This window comes from Hypericibacter terrae (assembly GCF_008728855.1).
Classification (GTDB): domain Bacteria; phylum Pseudomonadota; class Alphaproteobacteria; order Dongiales; family Dongiaceae; genus Hypericibacter; species Hypericibacter terrae.
The window spans coordinates 2,360,941-2,385,475 of sequence record NZ_CP042906.1; the positions used below are offsets into that span (position 1 = coordinate 2,360,941).

The following is a 24,535-nucleotide window of genomic DNA, read 5'->3' on the forward strand; positions in this document are numbered from 1 at the left end:
TTAAAGACCATAGGGAGAGGGGGCCACAAGCGCAGCCGCCCGGCGTCCTTCCCGGAACGATCCTCAGCCTGTGGAAAACTCCGCGCCGACCGCGACGGTCAGGTCGTCAATTGCCCGTTGGCCAGGAGCGTGGTGAGCACCTGGGTCTCGTCCTGCGTGCCGCCCCAGGAGCCCTGCGAAACGCCCTGCAGCACCACGTGAAGCTGCGGATCGAAGCCGGAGCCGGCCGGACCCGCGGCACCGTTATAGTCGACGGAGAGGATCGTGTTGCCGCCGCTGAAAGAGACGTCGAAATAGGACGACAGGTTGGCCGCGGTGGCGCCGGCGCCGGTGTGGGGAGCGCCGGACAGCAGATCGCTGAAATCGAGCACGTCCCGGCTCCCGACCGGGCCGCCGATCTGGAAGCCCTGCACCGTATCGGTATCGTCGTTGGGATCGGGAATGAAGCCCTGCGCGAGGCCGTGGCCGCCGGTCAGGTCCACATTCTGGCCCGTGATCGTGAGCTGATACTGGCCGCTGCCGCTGCCATTGTTGCTGTTGCCGTTGACGCTGTCGTTGCTGCGCGCCTCGGTCTCGGTGAGGGTGCTGTCGCCGATGGCGAGGATATATTTGCCAGGCGCCAACTGGCCCTGGACGATGAAGGAATCATTGCCGTTGCTGCTGCCGTCGCTGGCGATGCCATAGAGCCCGCTGTCGTCGTTGTTGGCGCTGATCAACGGGTCGGCCGCACTGCTCCCGACCAGCCCGTTCCCGTTGCTGTCCTGGAACAAATAGATCTGCGTGTTGATGTTGCCGCTCAGGCTCTTGAGGTCGATGGTCAGGGCCTGCGCCTCGGTGCCGGTCACCTCAAAAGTGAAGTAGTGGATGTTGTGCGGATCGTCGAGCGTCGTGGTGACGGTGATCTCGCCCGATCCCTCGCTGAAGGTGGTCCCCGACTGCGCATGCAGGCCGGTGGTGCCCTCGGCCCCGCGATGGCCGGCCTTCCACTGGAAGTAATCCGGCTCGCCGTCGGCCCCGACCAGGATGTCGCTGCCCATGCCGCCGATCAGCGTGTCGACCGCCCCGTCGGGCGTCCCCGCGACCGCATCGGCCACGATCCGGTCGTTGCCGGTGCCGCCATCGAGAAGATCGGCGCCCGTGCCGCCGACGACGGTGTCGTTGCCGCCCTGCGCGAAGACCGTGTCGTCGCCGGCACCCGCGTCGATATGGTCCGCGGCACCCCGGGGGTCATTATCCTCGTAGAGCACGTCCAGATGGGTGCGGATATAGCTCAGCACTTCCTGGTCGTTCGGCGCATGGCCCAGATCGGATTGGATCTGCGCGAAGAGCGCGTCATAGCCTTCGCCGGTCACCGTGGAGGCATCGAGATGGTCGGTGTTGACGACATCGCCGAAGATGATGTCCTGGCCGTTGCCGCCGCTGAGGCTGTCGCCGCCGACAGCGTCGGGGATATCGGCGCCAGGCTGGAAGGTTCCCTCCAGCGCGAAGCCCACCTGGTCGGCGGCCGTGACGATCTCGGCACCGCCGCTATTGTCGATCTTCTGGAGATTGGCGAAGTCGCCGCTTTGAGCGGTCAGGCCGACGCCGATCGCATGCGCCTCGACTCCGAGCGCGGTCCAGACGCCACGCCAGTAATCGAGCCCGCTGCTGCCCGTCGGCGAATCATAATTCTGGAAGGTGCTCGCCTGCTCGGTCGGAGCGCCATCCGAAATGAAGAACAGCTTGTTGTTGCCGTCGAAGCCGGCGAGCGGCGCATAATTGGCCGAACTGGCGAGGCCGCTGTCGGCGAGGAACAGGTTGCGCGCGGCAATCAGGGCATCCTGGAAATCGGTGTTGCCCGACGCACTGATGGCGTTGACCGCGGTGACCAATGTGGCGAATTGCCAGACGCCGGGGCTGGTCTGGACCAGATCGCCTAAATCGTTGGCGGTCACCGTAATCGGCGTACCGGCGGCGCCGTTGAAGGGAACGACGGTGAACTTGACGGTCACTTCCTGGCCGGCAAGAAAGGCATCGTGGGCGTAGGTCGCGTATTTCTGCGCCAGCGACAGGACGACGGCCTTGGCGAGCTGCACGTTGTTGCTGTCGGCGACGCTGCCGGACTTGTCCAGGACGGCGACGCCATTCTGGTCTTCATAGAGCAGGCCGCCGGGCAAGTGTGTCGCGCCGCCGCTGTCGCCAATGAGGACATCCTGCCCCGTTCCGCCCTGCAGGATCAGGTTCGCGTAGGGCGACGTGCTGCTGACGTCGGCCGTGCCGGGGCCCGCATTGGCGCTGTCACTACCGACCAGCAGGCGATCGGAGTCGTCATCGTCGATGATATTGGTCGTGGCGGTAGCCGTCCCGGTTGCACCGCGAGAGGGCGAGATCGTCACCGAATAGTTCTCGTTATCTTCCGGAACCGTGTCTTGAATCGTGTGAATGACGAGCGTCTGGGCGCTGCCACCGCCGCCTGTAAAGGTCAGGATCGCATTGTCGCGGCTGTCGAAGTCTGTGCCTTCAGTTGCGGTTCCAGAATTCGTCTGGATCGTGACGAAGGCGGTCTGACCGGGCGCCAAGGTGGCGCCATTGTAGCTCACCGTATAGAGGGCATCATTGCCCTCGTTGACCGAGCTGTCGCCCTGGATGTTCCACACCGGCCCGGTGCTCTGGTCGACGATGCTCGTCGTCGCCGTGCCGGTCCCGATCGCGCCCAGCGTCGAACTGGCGATCTGGACCGAGTAGCTCTCGGTCCCTTCGATCACGGTGTCGCTGTCGGCATGAACCGTCAGCGTCTGCGAGGTGCCGCCGCCGCCGACGAAGGTCAGGATGGTGCCGTCGCGGCTGTCGAAGTCGGTGCCTTCGGTCGCCGTCCCGCCCTGGGTCTGGATCGTCACGAAGGCGGTCTGGCCCGCGGCCAGCGTCGCGCCGGTGTAGGACACCGTGTAGAGAGCGTTGCCGCCCTCATTGACCGAGCTGTCGCCGGCGATGCTCCACACCGGACCGCTGCTCTGGTCGACGATGCTCGTCGCCGCCGTGCCGGTCCCGATCGTACCCAGCGTCGGGCTGGCGATCTGGACCGAATAGTTCTCCGTGCCCTCGATCACCGTGTCGCTGTCGGCATGGATGGTCAGTGTCTGCGACGTGCCCCCGCCGCCCGTAAAAGTCAGGATGGTGCCGTCGCGGCTGTCGAAGTCGGTGCCTTCGGTCGCCGTCCCGCCCTGGGTCTGGATCGTGACGAAGGCGGTCTGGCCGGTAGCCAGCGTCGCGCCGGTGTAGGACACCGTGTAAAGCGCGTTGCCGCCTTCCGAGACCGAGCTGTCACCAGCGATGCTCCAGGTCGGACCGCTGCTCTGGTCGACGATGCTCGTCGCCGCCGTGCCGGTCCCGATCGCGCCCAGCGTCGGGCTGGCGATCTGGACCGAATAGTTCTCCGTGCCCTCGATCACCGTGTCGCTGTCGGCATGAACCGTCAGCGTCTGCGACGTGCCGCCGCCGCCGACGAAGGTCAGGATGGTGCCGTCGCGGCTGTCGAAGTCGGTGCCTTCGGCCGCTGTCCCGCCCTGGGTCTGAATCGTGACGAAGGCGGTCTGGCCAGTCGCCAGCGTGGCGCCGGTGTAGCTCACCGTGTAAAGCGCGTTGCCGCCTTCCGAGACCGAGCTGTCGCCCTGGATGTTCCACACCGGACCGCTGCTCTGGTCGACGATGCTCGTCGTCGCCGTGCCGGTCCCGATCGCGCCCAGCGTCGGGCTGGCGATCTGGACCGAATAATTCTCCGTGCCCTCGATCACCGTGTCGCTGTCGGCATGAACCGTCAGCGTCTGCGACGTGCCCCCGCCGCCCGTAAAGGTCAGGATGGTGCCGTCGCGGCTGTCGAAGTCGGTGCCTTCGGTCGCCGTCCCGCCCTGGGTCTGGATCGTGACGAACGCGGTCTGGCCAGTCGCCAGCGTGGCGCCGGTGTAGCTCACCGTGTAAAGCGCGTTGCCGCCTTCCGAGACCGAGCTGTCGCCAGCGATGCTCCAGGTCGGACCGCTGCTCTGGTCGACGATGCTCGTCGTCACCGTGCCGGTCCCGATGCCTCCGAGGGACGGCGCGATGCCGACCGAGAAATCCTCGGTGCCTTCGATGACGGTATCGGATTGCGCGTGGACGGACAGGGTTTGCGAGGTCTCGCCGCCACCGACGAAAGTCAGGACGACATGCTCACCCTGATAGTCGCCGCCTTCGCCGCCCTCGGCAGCCGTGCCCGGCGTTGTGTCGACCGTGACGAAGGCCGTCTGGCCTGTCGCCAGGGCAGCGTCGCTGTAGCTGACGGTATAGGTGGCGTCGGAACCTTCGGCGACGCTGCCGTCGCCCGAGAGGCTCCAGGTCGGGCCGGTGGTCTGATCGAGGATCTCGGTGGTGACGGAGCCGGTGCCGGTGCCGCCCAGGGAGGGCGTGATACCGATAGAGAAATCCTCTGTGCCTTCGACTTGCGTGTCGGACTGCGTCTGGACCGACAGGGTCTGGGCGCTCTCGCCGCCGCCGGTGAAGGTCAGGACGACATGCTCGCCATCGAAATCGCTGCCTTCGCCGGCCGAGCCCGATGCCGTGTCGACGGTGACCAGCACGGTCTGGCCCGCCGCCAGGCTCGCATCGCCATAGCTCACCGTGTAGGTCGCCGCATCGCCCTCGGCGACGCTGCTGTCACCGTCGATGCTCCAGGTCGGACCGCTGCTCTGATCGACGATCTCGGTCGCAACGGTGCCGCTGTCGACCGAGCCGCCGCTGACGCCGGTGATGGCAACCGAGAAATCCTCGGTGCCCTCGACGATCGTGTCGGCGATCGCCGCGACGCCGACAGTCTGGCTGGTGGGATCGCCGCCCACGAAGGTGAGAACCGTCGCCAGGCTGGAGAAATCCTCGCCGTCCTGGGCGCTGCCGGAGCTGGAGGCTATCGTCACCGTGGCGGTGGCGCCGAGCGCGATCGGACCGCCGAGATAGGAGACCGTATAGACCGCGGTCCCGCCTTCCTCGACCGTATCGGTGCCCGCGAGGCTCCAGGCGATCGGCTGCGAGGGATCGTCGATGACCGTCGTGGTGGTGGCCTCGCCCGTATCGCCGGTGTCGCTCGACAGGCTGACCGTGAAGTTCTCCGGATCCTCGACCGTGCTGTCGGCCAGCAGGGAGACGGTGATCGTCTGGCTCGTGGCCTCGCCGCCGGTGAAGGTCAGGACCTGATCGACGCCGCCGAAATCCTGATCCTGCGTGGCGGAGCCGGAATGGGAGGAGACCGTGACCGTGACCGAAACGCCGTCGGCCAGCGTGGCGCCGCTATAGGAGACCGTGTAGGTCGCAACCGTTCCTTCGGTGCCGGCGGAATTACCGGTCACGTCCCAAACCAGGGGCTCCTGATTATCGAGCAGCGTCGTGTTGTCGCTCGGCGTCGCGATGGTGCCGGCATTCGGATTCGAGATCGTGACCGAGAAATTCTCGGTGCCCTCGATGATGGTGTCGTCGATCGTGCTGACGCCGATCGACTGGCTGGTCTCGCCGCCGCCGGTGAAGGTGAGGGTGATGCTGTCGCCGACGAAATCGGTGCCGGAGATCGCGGTGCCGCTGCCGGGCGCGACCTCGACGGTCAGGATCTGGCCCGGGGCCAGCACCGCGCCGCTATAGGAGACGAAGTAAGCTGCCGTTCCGCCTTCCGTCACTTCCGAGGCGCCGGAGATCGACCAGACCGGTTCGAGCAGGTCGGTGACGTCGATCTCGACATCGATCGGCGTTGCCGCATTGGTACCGTCGGTCGCGGCGACCTGGATCGTGGTGGTATGGATGCCGCTCTCGAAATCGAGCAGGGGAGAGGCGGCACCAGCCGCGGTGAGTGTGATCTCGCCGGTCTCGGGATTGATCGCGAACCAGCCGTTCGGATCGCTCGACGCCACGATGCTGAACTGTGTCGGCCCGCCAGTGGTGTCGGCATCGGTCGCGGTGACGGTGGCGACCACGGTGCCCGCGGGACTGTTCTCGGGAAGATCGACGGGACCCAGCGGATCGATGACCGGCGGATTGTCGTTCTCGTCTTCGAGATCGATCTCGAACGGCACATTGACCGATTGCCCGAAATTGTTCTGGGCATGAACCGTCATGGTGAAGCCGGGCGTGGTCTCGAAATCGAGCAACGCCGAGTTGTTGACGGTGATGACGCCGGTGTTCGGGTCGATCGTGAAAGCAGGCTCCGGCTCCGCGAACAAGGCGAAGCTGCGGGCGGAGAAGATCTGAAGGGTCTGGTTTCCGTGCTGATCGAGCAGGCTGTAGGTATAGGTCGCGTTGGGTGGGCCGCCGACGATGGCGGCCACGAATCCCGCAATCGTCCCGTCCGGCGAATTCTCCGGCAAGTGGCCGCCGCCCAGCGCAAGACCGAATAGGGGCGGTCCCCCTTCGAACTGCTTGTCGTTGGGATTTTTCTCGTCATTGCCGAAGGTGTTGTAGCCGAGCTGGGTCTCGTCCAACGTGCTCGGCGGCAATACGAGACCGAGCAGGCCGAAATCAAAATCCCCGAAACCGGTCGGAGTGAAGAAATGCGAGCCGTGATTCGGCCCGCCAGAGTTGCCGCCGCCCGCTGCGGTATTGATGTCGAGCTCGCCATGCTTGTCGAGGAGCTCGTTTTCCAGCTGGATGTCGGGCAAGTTCTCGAGCGGCTTGCCGAACAGTCCTTCGATCTCGTTTTTCGTCAAGATATGGGGCGTGGCCGGCGGCGTGTTGAAATCGATCAGTGTGGTCGACTGGAACACCTGGTCGAGGACCACCTCGCCCTTGCCGTTATAGACGACGACCTTGCCGACATGGCCGTCGGCGTCCTTGAGGAGGGCGATGACCCAGCCCTCGGGGCCTTCGCCGTAATGGCCGCCGACGCTGGTTCCGCGCACGCCGATGCTGCCGGCGGGCGTGCCCACCGTCATGCCTTCGCCGGGCGCGCCCGCGATGCCGCCGGTGACGAACACGAAGGCGCCCTGGACGACGTTCAGCGCCAGCGAATTGTCGCTGCCGGAGGGATCGTAGATCAGCTTGTCGATCTTCATCTCGGCGCCGCCGCCGAGCGAGAACTGCGTGCCGTCGACGAAGGTGATGCCGACCGCGCCGTCCGGTGCCGTGCTAATTACGTCGTTGGCATAAATTTGCCCTCCGACGCCGAGATCATCGCTGCTACCATCGGCATGCGTCACATGCACGGCCTGCTCAGCCGAACTGATCTGGCCGATCGGTTCGCCGCTGGCTTGGGCCACTTGGACCGTTCCCGGTTCTGCCGCCACGGCAGAACTGTGGGTCGTGTCGTGATCGACGTTCGCCATGATGGCGGCCCCTCCGAACCGCACTGGTCCGGTGACGATGTAGTGGCCACGCTGGCGCCTTGGTGGCGTCTTCGCGCGGCAATCAGCGCGTCTGGTGCGCTGCTCGCGAAATCACTGCCAATCAATACAGACGGAAGCGGAGCTCTTGAGATTGGCTCCACAACCAACCGTGCCGGGCGGCAAGGATTCGCCACCGCGGCTGAAATCGTCGTTTGCTTCCGAAGGCCACTATACCGCGCTCAATCAAGGCCCGTCGCCAAGAACCTAAGAAATTCCTTACATCCCGTTGTGCGGTCAACGAAGTAGAAAGGACAGTAAGGCTGTCTTAATGCGATAAACTCAAGACCTAGGCTTCAAATCTCAAGCCGAGGCCTGGTCGACCGTCACCTGAATGTCGGTGTCGACATAGACATTCGTCGTCCGGCTGAAATTGTCCGTGGCCACCTGGTAAATATCGAACGCCTGGCCATGGCCGTCGTCGACATGCCCGACCGGCTGGATGCCTGGGATGTCGCCATTGCCATCGACCCAGTCGCCGCCGAAATCGTCGAGCGTGAGGTGATCGCCCTTGCTGCCGACGATATAGAGGTTGGTGCTGCTGTCGGATTCGCTGCCTGCCGAACGGGTCATCCGGTCGGCTGTCGCGGCATCGAGCTCGAGGCTGGTTCCGCGTTTGGAATCGGCGTCGGCATCCTCGGTGATGAGGATCATGTCGATGTTGTAGACGCTGGCGTTGGTCAGATCGATCGTGCTGCTCGCCTCAAGGGGATCGCCGCTCTTGTCGCTCTGATAGAGTTCGATCGCCCCTTGATCGACGCGCAGGATATCGAAGCCGCTGAAGCCGCCATCGATGACGCTGTCGGGATGATAGACGATGATGTCGTCGCCACCGCCGCCGTCGACGGAGTCGAATCCATTGAATCCGGCATTGCCGCCATTGAGGATCTCCGGGTCGGTCGACCCTTCGATCGTGTCGTTGCCGTCGGCGCCGAACAGATAGTTGAAGCTGCCCTTCGAGCCGAAGATCGTGTCGTTGCTGCCGTTGCCGTCTTCTGACGGCTGCATCGGCTGCAGCGCGTCGCCGTTCGCGGGATCGAGGAGCCCGGTGATGCCGACCGGATCGCCGGGCACGGAATCCTGGGTGCCGTTATTGTCGTAGCCGATGGTCACGTTGTCACGAGGCCCGAGGTCTACGCCTTCGAGCGTGACCCCATGGATATCCAGGTGGCTGCCGATGGTGTCCGGCGGGAACTCGAGCGCGGCCCGATAGGTCCGGCTATCGTCCACGTCGAAGCCGGCATCGGTATCGATCTCGGTGATGCTGGCTTCGCCGCCGATCACCAGCAGGCGCGAATAGGCGTGGAGCGGATCGCCCTCCGTCAGCGGGTTCTCATCCACGAATGTGAGGATGACCGGCTGCTCCGAGTGATTGGTTCCGGTGGCGATGGTGCCGTCGAGGTTCCCGTTATCCGGCGGGACATCGTTGTCGATGATGGCCGTCTGGGTTTGGCCCGAGGCGATATCACCATGGTCGACCTGGGTGATCGAGACGGTATAGGTCTCGGTGTCCTCGACATTGTTGTCGCCGATGGTGGCGACCTCCAGCGTCTGGGTCGCGGCCTCGCCGCCGGTGAAGGTCAGGACCGTATGGACCCCGACATAATCCTGGTTCTCGCCGGCCGTTCCCGGCGAGGTGTCGATGGTGACGGTCGCGATCTCGCCCGTCGCCAGCGTGCCGCCGCTATAGCCGATGGTGTAGGTGGCGGCATCGCCCTCGGTGACACTGCTCAGGCCGCTGATCGACCATTCCAGGGGCGGGGGCGGGTCCAGGATCTCGGTGGTGACGCCGCTGCCGACCTGGCCGACGTCGCTTTGGAGGTCGACCGAATAATTCTCGGAACTCTCGACCTGCGTATCGTTGAAGAGTTCGACCGCGATGGTCTGGCTGGTCGCGTCGCCGCCGGTGAAGGTCAGCACCGTGTCGACGGCCCCGTAATCCTCGCCTTCGCTGGCCGAGCCGGGGCTGGTCTGAACGGTCACCGTGACCGTTTGTCCGTCGGCGAGAACCGCGTCGCCATAGGAGACCGTGTAGGTGACGGAATCGCCTTCGACGCCGGTGCTGTCACCCGTGACGGACCAGCTGAGGACGGTGTCGTTGTCGCTGATCTGGGTCGTGATCTGGCCGTCGCCGGCCACGCTGCCAGCGCTCGGATCGTGGATCGAGACCGTGTAATCCTCGGTGCCTTCGATGACCGTGTCGTTATAGGCCGACAAGGTGACCGTCTGGGCGGTGTCTTCGCCGCCGGTGAAGGTCAGGACGACGTGCGCGCCGCCGAAGTCGCCGCCTTCGCCGCCCTCGGTGGCGGTCCCGGACGAGGTGTCCAGCGTGATGGTGGCGAGTTCACCCGGCGCCAGACTGCCGCCCGTGTATGAGACGATGTAGGTCGCGCTCGAACCCTCATTGACGCCGCTGTCGCCATTGAGCGTCCAGACCATGGGCGGTGGGGGATCGACGATATCGGTGGTCACGCCAGAACCGGTCGTGCCGACATTGCTGATGAGATCGACGGAGTAATCCTCGGTGCCCTCGGTCAGCGAATCGCTGAAGGTCTCGACCGAAACCGTCTGGGCGGTAACGTCGCCGCCGGTGAAGGTCAGGACCAGGTCGACGCCGCCGAAGTCCTTGTCGGCACCTTCCTGCGCGCTGCCTTCATGCGTCTGCACGGTCACGGTCGCGGTCTGGCCGTCGGCCAGCGTGGCGCCGGTGTAGGAGACTGTATAGACGGCGTCCTGGCCTTCCTCGACCGTGCTGTTGCCTTCGATCTGCCAGCTGAGGATGGTGTCGTTGCCGTCCTCGATCGTGGTGGTCACCTCGCCGCTGCCGGCGACATTCCCGTGGCTGGGATTGCCGATCGCGACCGTATAGTCCTCGTCGCCCTCGATCACCGTGTCGTCGATGGTGGAAACCTCGACGGTCGCGCTCGTGGCACCGCCGCCGATGAAGGTGATGGTGGTAGTGAGCCCGGTATAGTCCGACCCGTCCTCGGCGCTGCCGGGCTGGGTCTGGACGTCGATGGTCATCGATTCGCCCTCGGCCAGCGTCACGCCGGTGTAGGAAACGGTGTAGGTGGTCGTTCCTCCCTCGGAGACGAAGGTGGAGCCGCTGATCGACCATTGCGCCTCGTTCACATCGGTGATGTCGATCTCGACATCGGTCGGGCCCGAGGTGTTGGTGCCGTCGGACGCGATGACCTGAAGCACGATCTTGTTGGGCTCGGTCTCGTAATCCAGCAGCCCCGAGGCGGCGCCGGCGGCCGTCAGCGTGATCTGGCCGGTGGCCGGGTCGATCGCGAAGTAATGGTTGGGATCGCTCGCCTCGACGATGCTGTACACGGTCGCTTCACCGGTCGTGTCGGCGTCATGCGCCGTTACCTGGCCGACGACGGTGCCCGCGGCGCTGTTCTCCGCGAGGTCGATCGGCTCGTGCGGATCGATGACCGGCGCGTTGTCGTTGACGTCCTCGAGATGGACCTGGAACGGCACATCGACGAACTGGCCGCTGGCGTTGGTAGCACGGATCGTCAGGAAGAAATCCGGCGTGGTCTCGAAATCCATCAATTCGGGATTGTGGACAGTGATGATGCCGGTCGCCGGATCGATCTCGAAGGCGGGCGACTCTTCTCCCAGCGCCGCGAAGGCTAGCACCCGGAAGGTCGCGAAACCGTCCTGGTCGACCAGGCTGTAGGTGTAGGTTGCGTTGGGCGGGCCGCCGAGGATCGCGGCAACGAAGCCGGCCACGGTGCCGAACGGCGAATTCTCGGGGATATGGCCGCCGCCGAGCGCCATGCCGAACGGACCGCCGCTGTCCTGGAACTGCTTGTCGTGCGGGTCTTGCGGTCCGCCAGGCGTGTCATAGACCAGCTTGGAGCCGCCTAAGGGACCGCTGTCGCCCAATGCCGTGGCCGGAACCGTCCCGCCGGTGACACCGAACACGAAATTGGCGAGACCGAAGGTATAGAAATGCGAGCCGTGGTTGGGCCCGCCGCTGTTGGGACCGCCGGCGGCCGTCTGGAACGTGTCGAGCTCGCCGCGCTGGCCCTCAAGCTCGATCTGCATATGGATCTCGGGCAGGAGCTCGAGCGGCACGCCGAACAGGGCCTCGATCTGTTCCTTGGTCAGAATGACCGGGACTGTCGGCGGCGTGTTGGGATCGATCAGCTTGGTGGATTCGAACAGCTCGTCGAGGACGACCTCGCCCTTGTCGTTGTAGACCACGACTTTGCCGACATGGCCATTGGCATCCTTCAGCAGGGCGATGACCCAGCCTTCGGGCCCTTGCGTGTAATGGCCGCCGACGCTGGTGCCGCGAACGCCGATGCCGCCGGCGGGCGTGGTGACCTCCATGCCTTCGCCGGGCGCGCCCGCGATGGCGCCGGTGACGAAGACGAAGGCACCTTGAACCACGGAGACAGCCAGGGAGTTATCGCTGCCCGAGGGGTCGTAGATCAGCTTGTCGATCTGCATCTCGGCATTGCCGCCGAGCGAGAAATGAGTGCCGTCGACGAAGGTGATCTCGACTTCGCCGTCGGAGTCGGTTTTGACCGTGTCGTTGGCGTAAATCTGGCCGCCGACGCCGAGATCCTCGGTGCTGCCGTCGGGATGGGTGACATGGACGGGTTGGGTGGTGGCGGAAATCTGGCCGATCGGCGTTCCAGTGACGGCGGCAACCTGCGTCGCCCCGACTTCGCTATGCTCGCCGCCGCCAGATGCGGTGCCGTGTAACGTGTTGTCCATGTTGACGGCCCCCCACGACCGCGTTCGTCACTCGCTCGGACGACCAAGAGGGCCCTTCATTCGCGGCGCGTGCCTCGTACCGCGTAAGCCAACAGGTCGATATTCCTGAATCGAAATCTGGGGGCATCCTAAAGGCGCTTCAATATCGTCGCAAACGAATCCGATGCGGATTTTGGTTAATCGGATGAAGCAGTTGACGCATTTGCAATGGATCAGCAACGGTTGAAACACAGCGTGGCGAAGAGGCCAAAATGAAGCCGCATTTGGTGACGGATCGGAGACTGGACGTCTCCTATTAACCCTCTTGGACAGAAAGAGATGAGGGGGTGCGGGGTCCAAATCTCCGGCCTAGGCACATTACAAGGACCGTTCAGGACCTTACCGGCTCTGCATTATTTCGAATGGGCCACATAGACGCCGTTCCAGTCGGTACCCGGCGGGTTGTCCTCGAACATTGTAATGCGGCGCGCGTAGAGGTCGTAAAGCTCACCCAGCCCATCCCAGCGGGGGCGGCAGGCGCGCAGCAGCTCGCGCGCTTCGCCCCAGCGCTGGGCCCGGTAGGCTGTCAAGAATCGTGCATGGGTCTCGGTAAGTTGGCGGAACTGCTCGGTCTGGGCATCGGCGCCGGTGCCCAGCAGCGCGAAGATCCGGACCGCCTCGGTCTTGCCTTTGACGGCGATCAGGTCGAGCTCGAGGAACGCGTAATCGGGGGCGGCGTCCCGGGTGCTTTCGCTGACGATCACGTCGACGCCATAGGTCCGGGTCTGAGCCTCGAGCCGCGAGGCCAGGTTCACGGGGTCGCCCATCACCGAGTAGTTGAAGCGGAATTTCGAGCCGAGATTGCCGGCCAGGCAGAGACCGGTATTGAGACCGATGCCCATTTCCATCCGGATGGCCCGGCTTCCGATGGGGGCCGGCTTCCAGGCGGCGACACGGGCCTGGACCGCCTCCACGTCGGGACTGCTGAGCCGGTACTGCACCGCCGCCCGGTCGTCCGCGACGGTGTCGAGGTGGAGCTGGGCGAGGCTGAGCCAGAACAGGGCCTCGCGATCGTCCTGGGGAACGCCGTTGCCGCGGACATAGCGCAGACCCAGGTTGCGCTGGGCCCGGGCGTCGCCCTGATCGGCCGCCGCCCGCAGCCACCGCAGGGCCATCTCAACGCTTTGTTTGACGCCGGCGCCATCGCGGTAGGCTTTGGCAAGTTGGTATTGCGCCTGGGCGATACCGCTGTGCGCATCACTTTCGAGCTGCTCGATGCGCGTCACGGCGGGGGCAACGCCACCCGCGGCCGGCGCCCCGGACCCCTTGATCGGCTGCGACTCCGCGGCCAGTTCGGCATTCAGGCGGTTCAAACCATCGACCATCGCCAGGGCGGCGGCGCAGCCGCGGGCGGCGTGGTCGGGCAGGTCCACCGGCGCATTCCAGAACGCCATCATGGCATCGCCGATATATTTGTCGATCGTGCCTTCCTGCTCGAGCACCGACTCGCTCATGGTGGTCAGGAAGCGATTGATCAGATGGGTCAGGCCTTCGGGATCGCCCTTGAACCGTTCCGACAGCGTGGTGAAGCCCGCGATGTCGACGAACACCACCGTCATGTCGCGTTGCTCGCCACCGAGCTTGGGTGGATTGGGATCCTTTGCCAGGCGTTCGACCACCACAGGCGACAGATATTGCGCGAAGTTGCGGCTCACCGCCTTGCGCCGCCGCTCCTCAGCAACCTGGCCGAAATAGACGAGGACGAGATAGAGGGCCAAGGTCGCGGCCGTCGGATAGGTCGCGTCGAGCAGGTAGTTGTTGTGGGAAAAGAGATACCAGGAGCTGCCCGTCATCGCGGTGGCGACAAGGACGGGCACCGCGATGGTCCACCGGGCACCCAGCGAAGGTACCAGCACGATCAGCAAAATGCCGGCCACGGCGACGACAGCGGCCTCAATGCCGATTGCGATATAGGGCCGCTGTAAAGTCGTTTGTTTGATGACCGTCTCGATCAACTGCGCCATGATCTCGGTGCCCGGCATCTTGTAGCCGAGCGGCGTCGAGTGAACATCCTGGAGCGCGAGTGCCGAGCTCCCGATAAGAATCAAACGGCCGGCGACGCGATTGAGATCGGCGCGGCCTGCCAGCAGATCGGCGGCGCTGATGAATCGCTCGGGATCGTGAGGCCCGTAACGAATCCAGATCTGTCCGTTGCGGTCGGTCGGTATCCGAACACCGGCGACGATCACGGCCGCAATGCCTGCATAGTCGGATTCAAGGACGATGGGCGACTTGGTTCCCGTGGCAACGCGTAACAGATCGATGGCCAAGGACGGGTAGGGTTGGTTGCCACCAATGCGAACAGCCGCGGGAACGCGGCGCACGACGCCGTCGTTTTCCGGAGGCAGGCTGAATATGCCCCGCCCTGCCGCGGCATCGCGAAGCACAGGAAGCGCGGGAAGGATGCCGGGAAAATTGTAGAGATAGGGGACGAAGCTTCGACCCTTCCAGCCAAACGGAGCGGCGGGTTGGGTGATCTGCCCGCCGATGTTGTCGCCGGCTTCCCCTAAAGCAACTCGGCTGCGTTTCAGACTTTCGGCGAAGATGAGATCGTTGTCGGGTAGGGCGTTCAAAAGACCTGTGAGGTCCGGGGTTGCGTCCGTCAGGTTGTCCGCGAACGCATCGGGCGAGGTTCGGTCGGGTTCGGAAAACACCATATCGAAACCGATCGCGGGCACCTTCGCTCGCGTCAGGATATCCACCATCTTGGCAATCTTGTTTCGAGGCCATGGCCACTGGCCGACCTCTTCGATGCTTTTGTCGTCGACATCGACGATCAGCACAGGATGATTGGTCTCGGTCCGAAGAAGCGCGCGCTGCAGAAGGTCGAAATAGCGCACCCGCAACGCCTCGATCAGGGTGAGGTCGGCGTTCTGAAATCCCAACATGCTGGGGTTTTGAAGTATCAACAGGCCAATCAGCAGGATCGCGCCCGGTATACGCCCATGACCGGCGGCAAAACGGCGAAGTCTGGCAAACAGATTGCGCATTCGGAGCGGGCCCTCACAGGGGGCGCAATATGGCCGAGCGGCCAGGAATTGTCGATTGCAGGACGGCGTATAAGGCCTTGTGGCTTAAGAAAAAGGCAGGGTTTGGGGGATAGGAACGGATTTAGGAACAAACCCTTGCCAGCCCGGCCGCTTCCCCGCATAGAAAGGGCCGGTTTCAACCCGTCTCCGAATCGCCCCGCGCCCGGCCCATGCAGCGCCGCCTTGCCGCCATCGTCGCCGCCGACATCGTCGGCTATAGCCGCCTGGCCCAGATCGACGAGGCCGGGGCGCTGACGGCTTTGCGCGAGAATCAGACCGGTATCATCGAGCCCAAGGTCCGGGCCCATGACGGCCGGATCGTCAAATTCATGGGCGACGGGCTGCTGGCCGAGTTCGGCAGCGTGGTGAACGCCATGCGCTTCGCCTGCGACATGCTGGAAGCGACGGTCAAGGCCTCCCATGAGCAGCCGCCCGACCGCCGCCTGCGCTACCGCATCGGCGTCAATATGGGCGACGTCATCGTCGAGGGGGACGACCTCTTCGGCGACGGGGTGAACATCGCCGCGCGGCTGGAGGCCCTGGCCGAGCCCGACAGCATCCTGCTTTCCTCCCTGGTCTACGAGCAGGTCAAGAACAAGCTCGAGCTGCGGTTCGAATCCCTCGGCCGCAAGCAGCTCAAGAACATCTCCGAGCCGGTCGCGGTGTTCCGCGTGGCGCTGGGCGAGGGGACGCGGGCGCTGGAGCCGGTCTCGCTCGATCTGCCGCAGCGGCCCTCGATCGCCGTGCTGCCCTTCGAGACCGCCGGCGACGACGAGGAGCAGCGCTATTTCAGCGACGGCATCACCGAGGACATCATCACCGAGCTGTCGCGCTTCCGCGCGCTCTTCGTGATCGCGCGGACCTCGTCCTTCGCCTATCGCGACGGCGGCATGGACGTGACCGCGATCGGTCGCGAGCTGGGGGTGCGCTATGTGCTGATGGGCAGCGTGCGCCGCACCGAGCATCGCCTGCGCATCACGGCGCAGCTCTACGAGGCCGAAAGCGGCCGCAGCATCTGGGCGATCAAGCAGGATCGCGATCCCTCGCAGCTCTTCGCCATGGACGACGAGATCGTGCAGGCGATCGTGACGGCGCTGCCGGGCCGGATCGAGGCCGACTGGCTGGCACGCGGCAAGCGCAAGCGCACCGACAACATGGTCGCCTATGACTACATGCTGCGAGCCTGGGACAATCTCTACCGCAATGGCGGGACCGAGCATCGCCAGATCGCGGAGTTGCTCCAGCGGGCGCTGGAACTCGACCCTGCCTATGCCCAGGCCCATGCGCTGCTCGCCTTCGTCACGGTGCTCGGCTGGTATCGGGACGAGATCCCCGATGCGATGGACAAGGCTTATGAGCTGGCGAGCCAGGGCGTGGCACTCGATGCCGAGGACGGCTGGTGCCATTTCGCGCTGGGCTTCGTCTGCCTCTATCGCCGGAACTACGAGGAAGCGGCGCTCCATTACGAGCGGGCCATCGAGCTCAACCCGAACGACGCCGAGCTCCTGTCGCAGTTCGGCTCCTTCCTCGCCTATGTCAACCGGACCGACGAGGGGATCGAGTGGATCCGGCGCGCCATGCGCCTCAACCCCTACCGGCAGGCCTGGCACTGGCACGATATGGGCTTCAATTTCCTGGTGGCGCGCCGCTATGAGGAGGCCATCCAGGCCTTCCACCGCGTCTCGCCGCCGATGCCCTTCGACAATTGCTATCTCGCCGTGGCCCACGCTCACCTGGGCAATCTCGAGAAGGCCCGCGAGCATGCGACGGCGATGATGAAGAGCCGGCCGGACAGCGCGGTCCAGACCTGGCTGCCCAAGGAACCCTTCCGGGACGCCGCCGACCTCGAGCATTTCATCGCCGGCATGCGGATGGCGGGTTTTCCCGACCGCCCGGCGATAAAACCGCATCTGGCCGTCGTCAACGGTGGCCGCGGCGGCTGAGGGCCGCTAGCCTGACCGGACCGGTCCTGTCGACGGAGAGGTCGCGATGGCTGCCCTACTCGATGAACTGCGTCAGGCCCTGGGCGGGGAGGTCCTCTCCGTCGAGGCCGCGATCCTCGACCGTCATGCCCGCGACGCCACCGGCATCGCGCCCCATCGCCCGCTTGCGGTCTTACGCCCGCGCAACACCGGCGAGGTCTCGACCGCCTTGCGGATCTGCAACAGCCATCGCCAGCCGGTGGTGCCCCAGGGCGGACTGACAGGCCTTGCCGGCGGCGCCACGCCCCGCGGCGGCGAGGTGGTGCTGTCGCTGGAGCGGATGCGCGGCATCGAGGAGCTCGACCCGGCCGCGGCGACGATGACGGTCCTGGCGGGCACGCCGCTCGAGACGCTGCAGGCGGCGGCGAGCCAGGCGGGTTTCCTCCTGGGGCTCGATCTGGGCGCGCGCGGTTCCTGCCAGATCGGCGGCAATCTTTCGACCAATGCCGGCGGCATGAAGGTGATCCGCTACGGCATGGCGCGCGAGCAGGTGCTGGGTCTGGAGGCCGTCCTCGCCGACGGGACTGTCGTGAATGCGCTCAACAAGATGCTCAAGAACAATGCCGGTTACGATGTGAAGCATCTCTTCATCGGCTCGGAAGGCACGCTCGGGATCGTCACCCGCGCCGTGCTGCGCCTGCATCCCAAGCCCCGCAGCTCCGTCACGGCACTGGTGGCGACCGGGCGCTACGAGCAGGTCGTCCAATTGCTGCGCTCGGCCCAGGCCGAGTTTGGCGGCGTCAGCGCGTTCGAGGCGATGTGGCAGGATTACTATCGGTTCGTAACCGGTGCGGATCCGTCGCGGATTCCGCCCCTGCCGGCGACTTCGCCCTTTTACGTGGCGCTGGAATTCGCCGGCAACGACGCCGAAGGCGATCCCGATCGGTTCGAGGCCTTCCTGGGCCGGGCGCTGGAGCAGGGGCTCGTCAGCGATGCCGTGATCGCCAAGTCGGAGCGCGAGGCGCGCGCGATCTGGGAGATCCGCGAAGGCGTCGGCGCCTGGAACACGCGGCATAACGGGCTCCACCTCGATGTCAGCCTGCCGATCGCCAGCATCGGCGATTTCACCGAGCGGGTCCGCGCACGCCTGCAACAGCGCTGGCCCGGATCGCTCAATACCTTCTATGGCCATATCGGCGACAGCAATCTCCATCTCAGCCTCGATATGGGGAGCGATGAGGAGCATGTCCGCCATGCGGTCGAGCTCTGCGTCTATGAGGTGGTGCGCGACATGGGCGGCTCGGTCTCGGCCGAGCATGGTATCGGCACCTTGAAGCGCGACTATCTGGGCTTCAGCCGCAGCGAGGCGGTGGTGGGACTCATGCGCACCGTGAAAGCGGCGCTCGACCCTAACGACATCCTCAACCCCGGCAAGGTCCTGTAGGCGCCGATTGCCTAACTAAATTTCACGTCGTTTCACAGGACGGGGTACGCGGCATCGAAGAGACTGCCGCGTCCGCCGGGCGATTCCCCGGGCGGAAACGCCTGTCGGTTCGAGATCGCAGGCGGAATTCGCCACGACCTCCCTGGGCCAATCTGTGCGAGGACATCGATCGGCGACCCCATCGCCGTCCGCAGCGAAGGAGCAAACATGTCGAATAGAGGGGCTTTTATCGACTCTGACCGCGACCGTCTCCGTCCAGCGGCGAGGGTCTTCAGCTTTGCTGCCGGACTGGGTGGCTCACTGTGGGTGGTGGCGCTCCTGATGCAGCCCCTGGCGGCGTCCGCGCGCGATTCTCAGGGAGACCGGTTCATCACCGCAACGGAAGGAAACACGATCTCCGGCACGACCGCGGCCGGCCTGGCTTATCATCTGTATTTCCTGGCCGGCGGGCAGGTGACCTATCTCGACGAGACCGGCGTGACGGACAGCGGCACCTGGAACCTCGATCCCGGCGGAAATGTCTGCCTCCGGTGGCAGAAACCCATCGACGGGATGGAAGGCTGCTTCCAGCCCTCGATCTCGGGCGACAGAGTGACGTTGGGGAGCAAGGACGGGAGCCTGAACGGGACGCTGAACGGCAATGTCACCGATCGGTTCGCGAGGCATGGCAAGTAACCATCCGGGCCATCGGCGTGAGACGCGAAGGGAATCGCTGCGCATCGCGTTCCTGGCCGCTCTGTTTGCGCTGGGTGGATGCATGACGGACGGGCAGCCCCCCGATTCGAGATTGGGCCAGACCCACGAATATTGGGACGATTATTCCGTGATCCATCCCTACGACGTCCGGAATCCCCGGGGCAGCCCGATCGACTTCGACAGGTGACATAGACACGAGGCCCCGCATATATAACCTGACGGCATGACGGATGGCCTGTCCATGCCATGCTCGCTGCCGGCAAGATTTCGCGAGGCGCCCCGATGGCAACGATGACGGTGAAGTTGCGCGGCATCCCGGAGACCGAAGCCGCGATCGGCTGGGCCGGTGCGCATGCTGTGGTCGTCGACCGCCCGGAAGGCAAGGCGGGTGGGCAGGGGCTCGGCTTCAATGGTGGGCAACTGCTGGGCCTGGCGATCGGCGGCTGCCTCTGCAACGACCTCTATTACGTCGCGCATGAGATGGGTATCGGCCTGACTTCGGTTTCCGTCGATGTGGCCGTGACATTCGAGGGCACGCCGTTGCTCGCAACCTCCGCGGCCGTTCAGATCGCCGTAGAAACCGCAGACAAGACGGCCGACGTCGGAACCCTCATCCAGCGGGCACGGACCATTTCCGCGGTGAGCAACTCGATCGCCCGCGGCGTTCCCGTCCGCTTTCCCGGCTAGGCGCTGGCAACTGGAAATATGCGGACGCGGCGAAATGTGAGCGCCACGTCGTTGCCGATCTCGGGCGCGTCGGTGCCGGGCTGCAGATGGATCTCGATGATCTCGTCGCTCTCGATCCGGCGCAGCTCGACCCGGGTCGTTGGTCCCGCAGCATGGATCTTCAGCACGCGGGCCTTGAGGCCGGGGGCGGAGGGCTCGGCGTGGATGTCGCAATCCTCGGGCCGGACGTAGGCGACGCCCGCCAGCGCCGGCGCGTCGCTCGGCACCGAGGCGGCGAAGAACTGGTCGCCCAGCTTGGCGCCGCCCTTCTCGATGCGGCAGGCGAGCCGGTTGGTGTTGCCGAGGAACTCGCAGACGAAGGCGTTGGCGGGGTTGCGATAGATCTCGGTCGGCGTGCCGATCTGGGCGATCCGGCCCTCGCTCATCACCGCGACGCGGTCGGCCAGCTCCAGCGCCTCCTCCTGATCGTGGCTGACGAAGATGCTGGTGATGCCCATCTCGTCATGGAGGCCGCGCAGCCAGCGGCGCAGATCCTTGCGCACCTTGGCATCGAGCGCACCGAAGGGCTCGTCCAGCAGCAGCACGCGCGGCTCGATGGCGAGGGCGCGGGCGAGCGCCACGCGCTGGCGCTGGCCGCCCGAGAGCTGGGTCGGGTAGCGGTCGCCCAGCTGCTCGAGCTGGACCAGCTGCAGCAGCCGGTCGACGCGCTCGTCGATTTCCGTGCGAGAGGGGCGGTCTTTGCGCGGCTTCACGCGCAGGCCGAACGCCACGTTCTGGGCCACGGTCATATGCTTGAAGAGCGCGTAATGCTGGAACACGAAGCCCATCTGCCGGTCGCGGGCCCCCTGTTCGCTGACATCGACATTGTCGATCGTCAGCGTGCCCGCATCGGGAAATTCGAGCCCGGCCAGGATGCGCAGCAAGGTGGTCTTGCCGGAACCGGAGGGGCCCAGCAGAGCCAGGAACTCGCCCGGTCGCACGTCGAGATCGATGCCCTTGAGAGCGGCGAAATTGTCGAAATGCTTCACCAGGCTGGTGACGGTGATGCTCACTTGGAAACCTCCGCCGTCTGAAATCAGTGGCGCGCGCCGCCGGCAAGCCGGTCGGCGTAGCGCCATTCGAGCAAGGATTTGAGCGCCAGCGTGACGAGCGCCAGCATGGCCAGGAGCGAGGCCACGGCGAACGCGCCGACGAAATCGTACTCATTGTAAAGAAGCTCGATATGGAGCGGCATGGTGTTGGTCAGGCCGCGAATATGGCCCGAGACCACCGAGACCGCGCCGAATTCGCCCATGGCGCGCGCATTGCAGAGCAACACGCCATAGAGCAGGCCCCAGGTGACGTTGGGCAGGGTCACCCGGAAGAAGGTCTGAATGCCGTTGGCGCCGAGCGAGATCGCCGCCTGTTCCTCGTCGGTGCCTTGTTCCTGCATCAGGGGGATGAGCTCGCGAGCGACGAAGGGGAAGGTCACGAAGATGGTGGCGAGCACGATGCCCGTCGCCGAGAACATCACCTTGACGCCGAGCGCCTCGAGCGTCGGCCCGAACCAGCCATGGACGCTGTAGAGCAGCACATAGATCAGGCCGGAGATGACCGGCGAGACCGAGAAGGGCAGGTCGATGAGCGTGATCAGCAGGCTCTTGCCACGGAACTCGAACTTGGCGATGGCCCAGGCGGCGGCGAGACCGAACACCACATTGAGCGGCACCGAGATTGCCGCCACCAGAAGCGTCAGCCGGACAGCGGCCAACGCGTCCTTGTCGCTGATCGCGGAAAGATAGGCCGCGATGCCCTTGGCAAACGCGCCGATGAAGACCGAGGCGGTCGGCAGTACCAGCATGGCCAGGAGGTATCCCACGGCCACGAGGATCAGCAGCCAGCGCACCCAGATGGGTTCGGTGGTGGGATCGCGGCGGCGGCGCAGCGGCGTTTGCGGCTTGGCGGCGTTCACGAGCGGGCCTCCTCATGACGGCGGGCCCAGCGCTGCAGCAGGTTCAGCACCAGCAGCATCAGAAAGGAGACCGCGAGCATGACCACGGCGATCGCGGCGGCGCCCGCATAGTCATATTGCTCGAGCTTGATGACGATCAGCAGCGGCGCGATTTCGGATCTCATCGGCATATTGCCGGCAATGAAGATCACCGAGCCGTACTCGCCGACGGCGCGCGCGAAGGCCAGCGCGAAGCCGGTCAGGAGCGCCGGCGCGATCGTCGGCAGGATCACGTAGCGGAAGGTCTTGATGCGCCCAGCGCCCAGGCTGGCCGAGGCTTCCTCGATCTCGCGCTCCAGATCCTGGAGCACCGGCTGCACCGTCCGCACCACGAAGGGCAGGCCGATGAAGGTGAGGGCCAACGCGACGCCCAGCGGCGTGAAGGCGACCTTGATACCGAGCGGGCCCAGCAGGCCGCCGATCCAGCCGTTGGGCGCATAGAGCGTGGTGAGAGCGATACCGGCCACGGCGGTGGGCAGTGCGAAGGGCAGGTCGATCAGCGCATCGACCAGCGGCCGGAACGGAAATCGGTAGCGAACCAGCACCCAGGCTGTGATGAGGCCGAAGATGCCGTTGATGACGGCGCCGATGAGGGCGGCCCCGAAGCTGAGCCGCAGGGCGGCCAGCACGCGGGGCGCTGTGACGGTACTCCAGAATCCCGACCAGCCGAGTTCCGCCGGCCGCAACAGGAGGGCGGCCAGCGGAATCAGGACGATGATGCTGAGGTAGAAAATGGTGAAGCCGAGCGTGAGACCGAAACCCGGTAACACGCTCGGCTGACGCCATTGCACCCCGAGAAAGGAGCTGGCTGGCTTCATTGCGTTTGGGCGTAGATCTGATCGAATACGCCGCCATCGGCGAAATGCGTCGCCTGGGCTTTGGCCCAGCCGCCGAACTCGTCGATGGTGACGAGCGGGATGTCGGGGAAGTCGGCCTTGTGCTTGGCCGCGACGGTCGGATCGGTCGGACGGTAGTAGTTCTCGGCCGCCAGCTCCTGCGCTTCCGCCGAATAGAGATACTTCACATAAGCCTCGGCCACCTTCCGGGTTCCGTGTTTGTCGACGACCTTGTCGACCACGGCCACCGGCGGCTCGGCCTTGATGCTGAGGCTGGGGACGACGATCTCGAACTGATCCGGGCCCAGCTCCTTCAGCGCCAGGAAGGCCTCGTTCTCCCAGGCGAGGAGGACGTCGCCAATGCCGCGCTGCACGAAGGTGGTGGTGGCGCCGCGTGCACCGGTATCGAGCACCGGCACATGCTTGAAGAGCTCGGCCACGAAGGCTTTGGCCGTCTCGTCGCTGCCGCCCGGCTGCTTCAAGGCATAGGCCCAGGCCGCCAGATAGTTCCAGCGGGCGCCGCCCGAGGTCTTCGGGTTGGGCGTGATCACCTGGACGTCGCCCTTGACCAGGTCGTTCCAGTCCTTGATCCCGTTGGGGTTGCCCTTGCGGACCAGGAACACGATCGTCGAGGTGTAGGGCGAGCTGTTGTGGTCCAGGCGCGATTGCCAGTTCTTGTCGAGCAGCCCGGCCTTGTCGGCGATGGCGTCGATGTCATAGGCGAGCGCCAGTGTCACGACATCGGCCTCGAGCCCGTCGATGACCGCGCGGGCCTGCTTGCCCGAACCGCCATTGGAGGTGTCGATGGTCACCTCCTCGCCGGTCTGCGCCTTCCAGTATTTGGCGAAGAGGTCGTTGTAGGCCTTGTAGAGCTCGCGGGTCGGATCGTAGGAGACGTTGAGAAGCCTGGTGTCGGCATGGGCGGGGCTGCTCACGCCGGCGAGGCTGGCGACCGCCGCCGCGGCGAACGCAAGAGACAGGATCGATCGTCGACTGGTCATAGTCCTTCCTCCATGTTTCGTCTGCGGCGTCCGGGCTTGGTCGGTTATCCCGATCCTTTTGGTAGTGTTAAGGAGCAAAAAAAGGGCGGCTCATTGCCGCCGTTTTTCAAGCGATCAGATATCGGCCCCGAGATCGAGCAGGGCCGCGGCTTTGGTGGAACGCGGATTCGCAGAGCCCCGCACGATGTCGGCGAGGGTGGTGCGATCGAGGATGGCGGCCGTCGCGTCGCGAACTTTCCGGAACACGCGGCGGATCTGGCAGCTCGCCTCGTCATGGCAATCGTCGCAACGCCGATAGGCGGTCAGGCTGGCGCAGGGCAGGGCGGCCAGCGGTCCGTCCATCAAACGAACGATGTTGCCGAGGAAAATCGCATCGGCCGGCTTGGCCAGCGCATAGCCGCCATTGCGGCCGCGGAAGCTCCGCACCAGCGAGGCGCGCTTCAGCTCGACCAGGATGATCTCCAGGAACTTCTTCGGCACCGCCTGACGTTCCGCGATCTCGGAAATCAGGATGGCTTCGCCAGGCTCCTGCTGGGCCAGGTATTGAAGCGCCCGCAGGGCATATTTCGCTCGATGGGACAGCATGATCACATAACACTACTCATTAGATAGGGTATGTCAAGATGGAAGGACGGCCTTTTTGTCGCCCATGGCCCGGAGACCGGACCAAGGGGGCAGGAAACGGCGTCGCGCGGCTGCAACTCGCGGTCGTTGATGAACCGCCATCGGGGCGGCGTAGGATCATCATCTCAAGGGCCGGGCGGGATCCCGCTGGCGGCATTCGAGG

12 protein-coding genes are annotated in these 24,535 nt (G+C 65.0%); 4 read left to right on the plus strand and 8 right to left on the minus strand.

What is annotated here, in order from left to right; all coding sequences use genetic code 11:
* Positions 1-98 precede the first annotated feature (98 nt).
* From FRZ44_RS10920 to FRZ44_RS27565, 3 genes are all read right to left on the minus strand, one after another.
* A complete protein-coding gene (locus tag FRZ44_RS10920; RefSeq protein ID WP_151177212.1) occupies positions 99-7,310 on the minus strand; it encodes a Calx-beta domain-containing protein in 7,212 nt (2,403 codons plus the stop codon).
* A gap of 360 nt (positions 7,311-7,670) precedes the next feature.
* Positions 7,671-12,104, minus strand: a complete 4,434-nt coding sequence (locus FRZ44_RS10925; RefSeq protein ID WP_151177213.1) for a Calx-beta domain-containing protein — start codon at positions 12,102-12,104, stop codon at positions 7,671-7,673.
* 392 nt (positions 12,105-12,496) lie between these two features.
* Complete coding sequence (locus FRZ44_RS27565) at positions 12,497-15,133, minus strand: CHASE2 domain-containing protein (RefSeq protein WP_151177214.1); 2,637 nt, start codon at positions 15,131-15,133, stop codon at positions 12,497-12,499.
* Between the two features lie 209 nt (positions 15,134-15,342).
* Between FRZ44_RS27565 and FRZ44_RS10935 the strand changes: the two genes are divergently transcribed.
* From FRZ44_RS10935 to FRZ44_RS10950, 4 genes are all read left to right on the plus strand, one after another.
* Positions 15,343-17,115 (plus strand): adenylate/guanylate cyclase domain-containing protein, encoded by a 1,773-nt coding sequence (locus FRZ44_RS10935; protein ID WP_151177215.1) that lies wholly within the window; start codon positions 15,343-15,345, stop codon positions 17,113-17,115.
* A gap of 46 nt (positions 17,116-17,161) precedes the next feature.
* Positions 17,162-18,538, plus strand: a complete 1,377-nt coding sequence (locus FRZ44_RS10940; protein WP_151177216.1) for an FAD-binding oxidoreductase — start codon at positions 17,162-17,164, stop codon at positions 18,536-18,538.
* 207 nt (positions 18,539-18,745) lie between these two features.
* Positions 18,746-19,213, plus strand: a complete 468-nt coding sequence (locus tag FRZ44_RS10945) for a hypothetical protein (RefSeq protein ID WP_151177217.1) — start codon at positions 18,746-18,748, stop codon at positions 19,211-19,213.
* A 303-nt stretch (positions 19,214-19,516) separates the two neighbouring features.
* A complete protein-coding gene (locus FRZ44_RS10950) occupies positions 19,517-19,921 on the plus strand; it encodes an OsmC family protein (RefSeq protein ID WP_151177218.1) in 405 nt (134 codons plus the stop codon).
* Here FRZ44_RS10950 and FRZ44_RS10955 read toward each other — a convergent pair.
* The 5 genes from FRZ44_RS10955 to FRZ44_RS10975 form a co-directional block, all read right to left on the minus strand.
* Positions 19,918-20,973: a sulfate/molybdate ABC transporter ATP-binding protein gene (locus tag FRZ44_RS10955; RefSeq protein WP_151177219.1), complete on the minus strand. Its 1,056-nt coding sequence runs from the start codon at positions 20,971-20,973 to the stop codon at positions 19,918-19,920. The genes FRZ44_RS10950 and FRZ44_RS10955 overlap by 4 nt on opposite strands.
* Positions 20,974-20,996: 23 nt before the next feature.
* On the minus strand, positions 20,997-21,872 hold the full coding sequence (cysW, locus tag FRZ44_RS10960; RefSeq protein ID WP_151177220.1) for a sulfate ABC transporter permease subunit CysW: 876 nt from the start codon (positions 21,870-21,872) through the stop codon (positions 20,997-20,999).
* Positions 21,869-22,729, minus strand: coding sequence for a sulfate ABC transporter permease subunit CysT (gene cysT / locus FRZ44_RS10965; RefSeq protein WP_151177221.1), 861 nt, complete (start codon positions 22,727-22,729; stop codon positions 21,869-21,871). The genes cysW and cysT overlap by 4 nt, the downstream gene beginning before the upstream one ends.
* Positions 22,726-23,748 (minus strand): sulfate ABC transporter substrate-binding protein, encoded by a 1,023-nt coding sequence (locus tag FRZ44_RS10970; protein WP_151177222.1) that lies wholly within the window; start codon positions 23,746-23,748, stop codon positions 22,726-22,728. The genes cysT and FRZ44_RS10970 overlap by 4 nt, the downstream gene beginning before the upstream one ends.
* Before the next feature lie 114 nt (positions 23,749-23,862).
* Complete coding sequence (locus tag FRZ44_RS10975) at positions 23,863-24,333, minus strand: RrF2 family transcriptional regulator (RefSeq protein WP_151177223.1); 471 nt, start codon at positions 24,331-24,333, stop codon at positions 23,863-23,865.
* Positions 24,334-24,535 lie beyond the last annotated feature (202 nt).

Coding starts and splice junctions, on each gene's coding strand:
- FRZ44_RS10940 (WP_151177216.1), top strand. CDS start 17,162: ATGGCTGCCCTACTCGATGAACTGCGTCAGGCCCTGGGCGGGGAGGTC.
- FRZ44_RS10970 (WP_151177222.1), bottom strand. CDS start 23,748: ATGACCAGTCGACGATCGATCCTGTCTCTTGCGTTCGCCGCGGCGGCG.
- FRZ44_RS10935 (WP_151177215.1), top strand. CDS start 15,343: ATGCAGCGCCGCCTTGCCGCCATCGTCGCCGCCGACATCGTCGGCTAT.
- FRZ44_RS10945 (WP_151177217.1), top strand. CDS start 18,746: ATGTCGAATAGAGGGGCTTTTATCGACTCTGACCGCGACCGTCTCCGT.
- FRZ44_RS10950 (WP_151177218.1), top strand. CDS start 19,517: ATGGCAACGATGACGGTGAAGTTGCGCGGCATCCCGGAGACCGAAGCC.
- FRZ44_RS27565 (WP_151177214.1), bottom strand. CDS start 15,133: ATGCGCAATCTGTTTGCCAGACTTCGCCGTTTTGCCGCCGGTCATGGG.
- FRZ44_RS10920 (WP_151177212.1), bottom strand. CDS start 7,310: ATGGCGAACGTCGATCACGACACGACCCACAGTTCTGCCGTGGCGGCA.
- FRZ44_RS10975 (WP_151177223.1), bottom strand. CDS start 24,333: ATGCTGTCCCATCGAGCGAAATATGCCCTGCGGGCGCTTCAATACCTG.
- FRZ44_RS10925 (WP_151177213.1), bottom strand. CDS start 12,104: ATGGACAACACGTTACACGGCACCGCATCTGGCGGCGGCGAGCATAGC.
- cysT (WP_151177221.1), bottom strand. CDS start 22,729: ATGAAGCCAGCCAGCTCCTTTCTCGGGGTGCAATGGCGTCAGCCGAGC.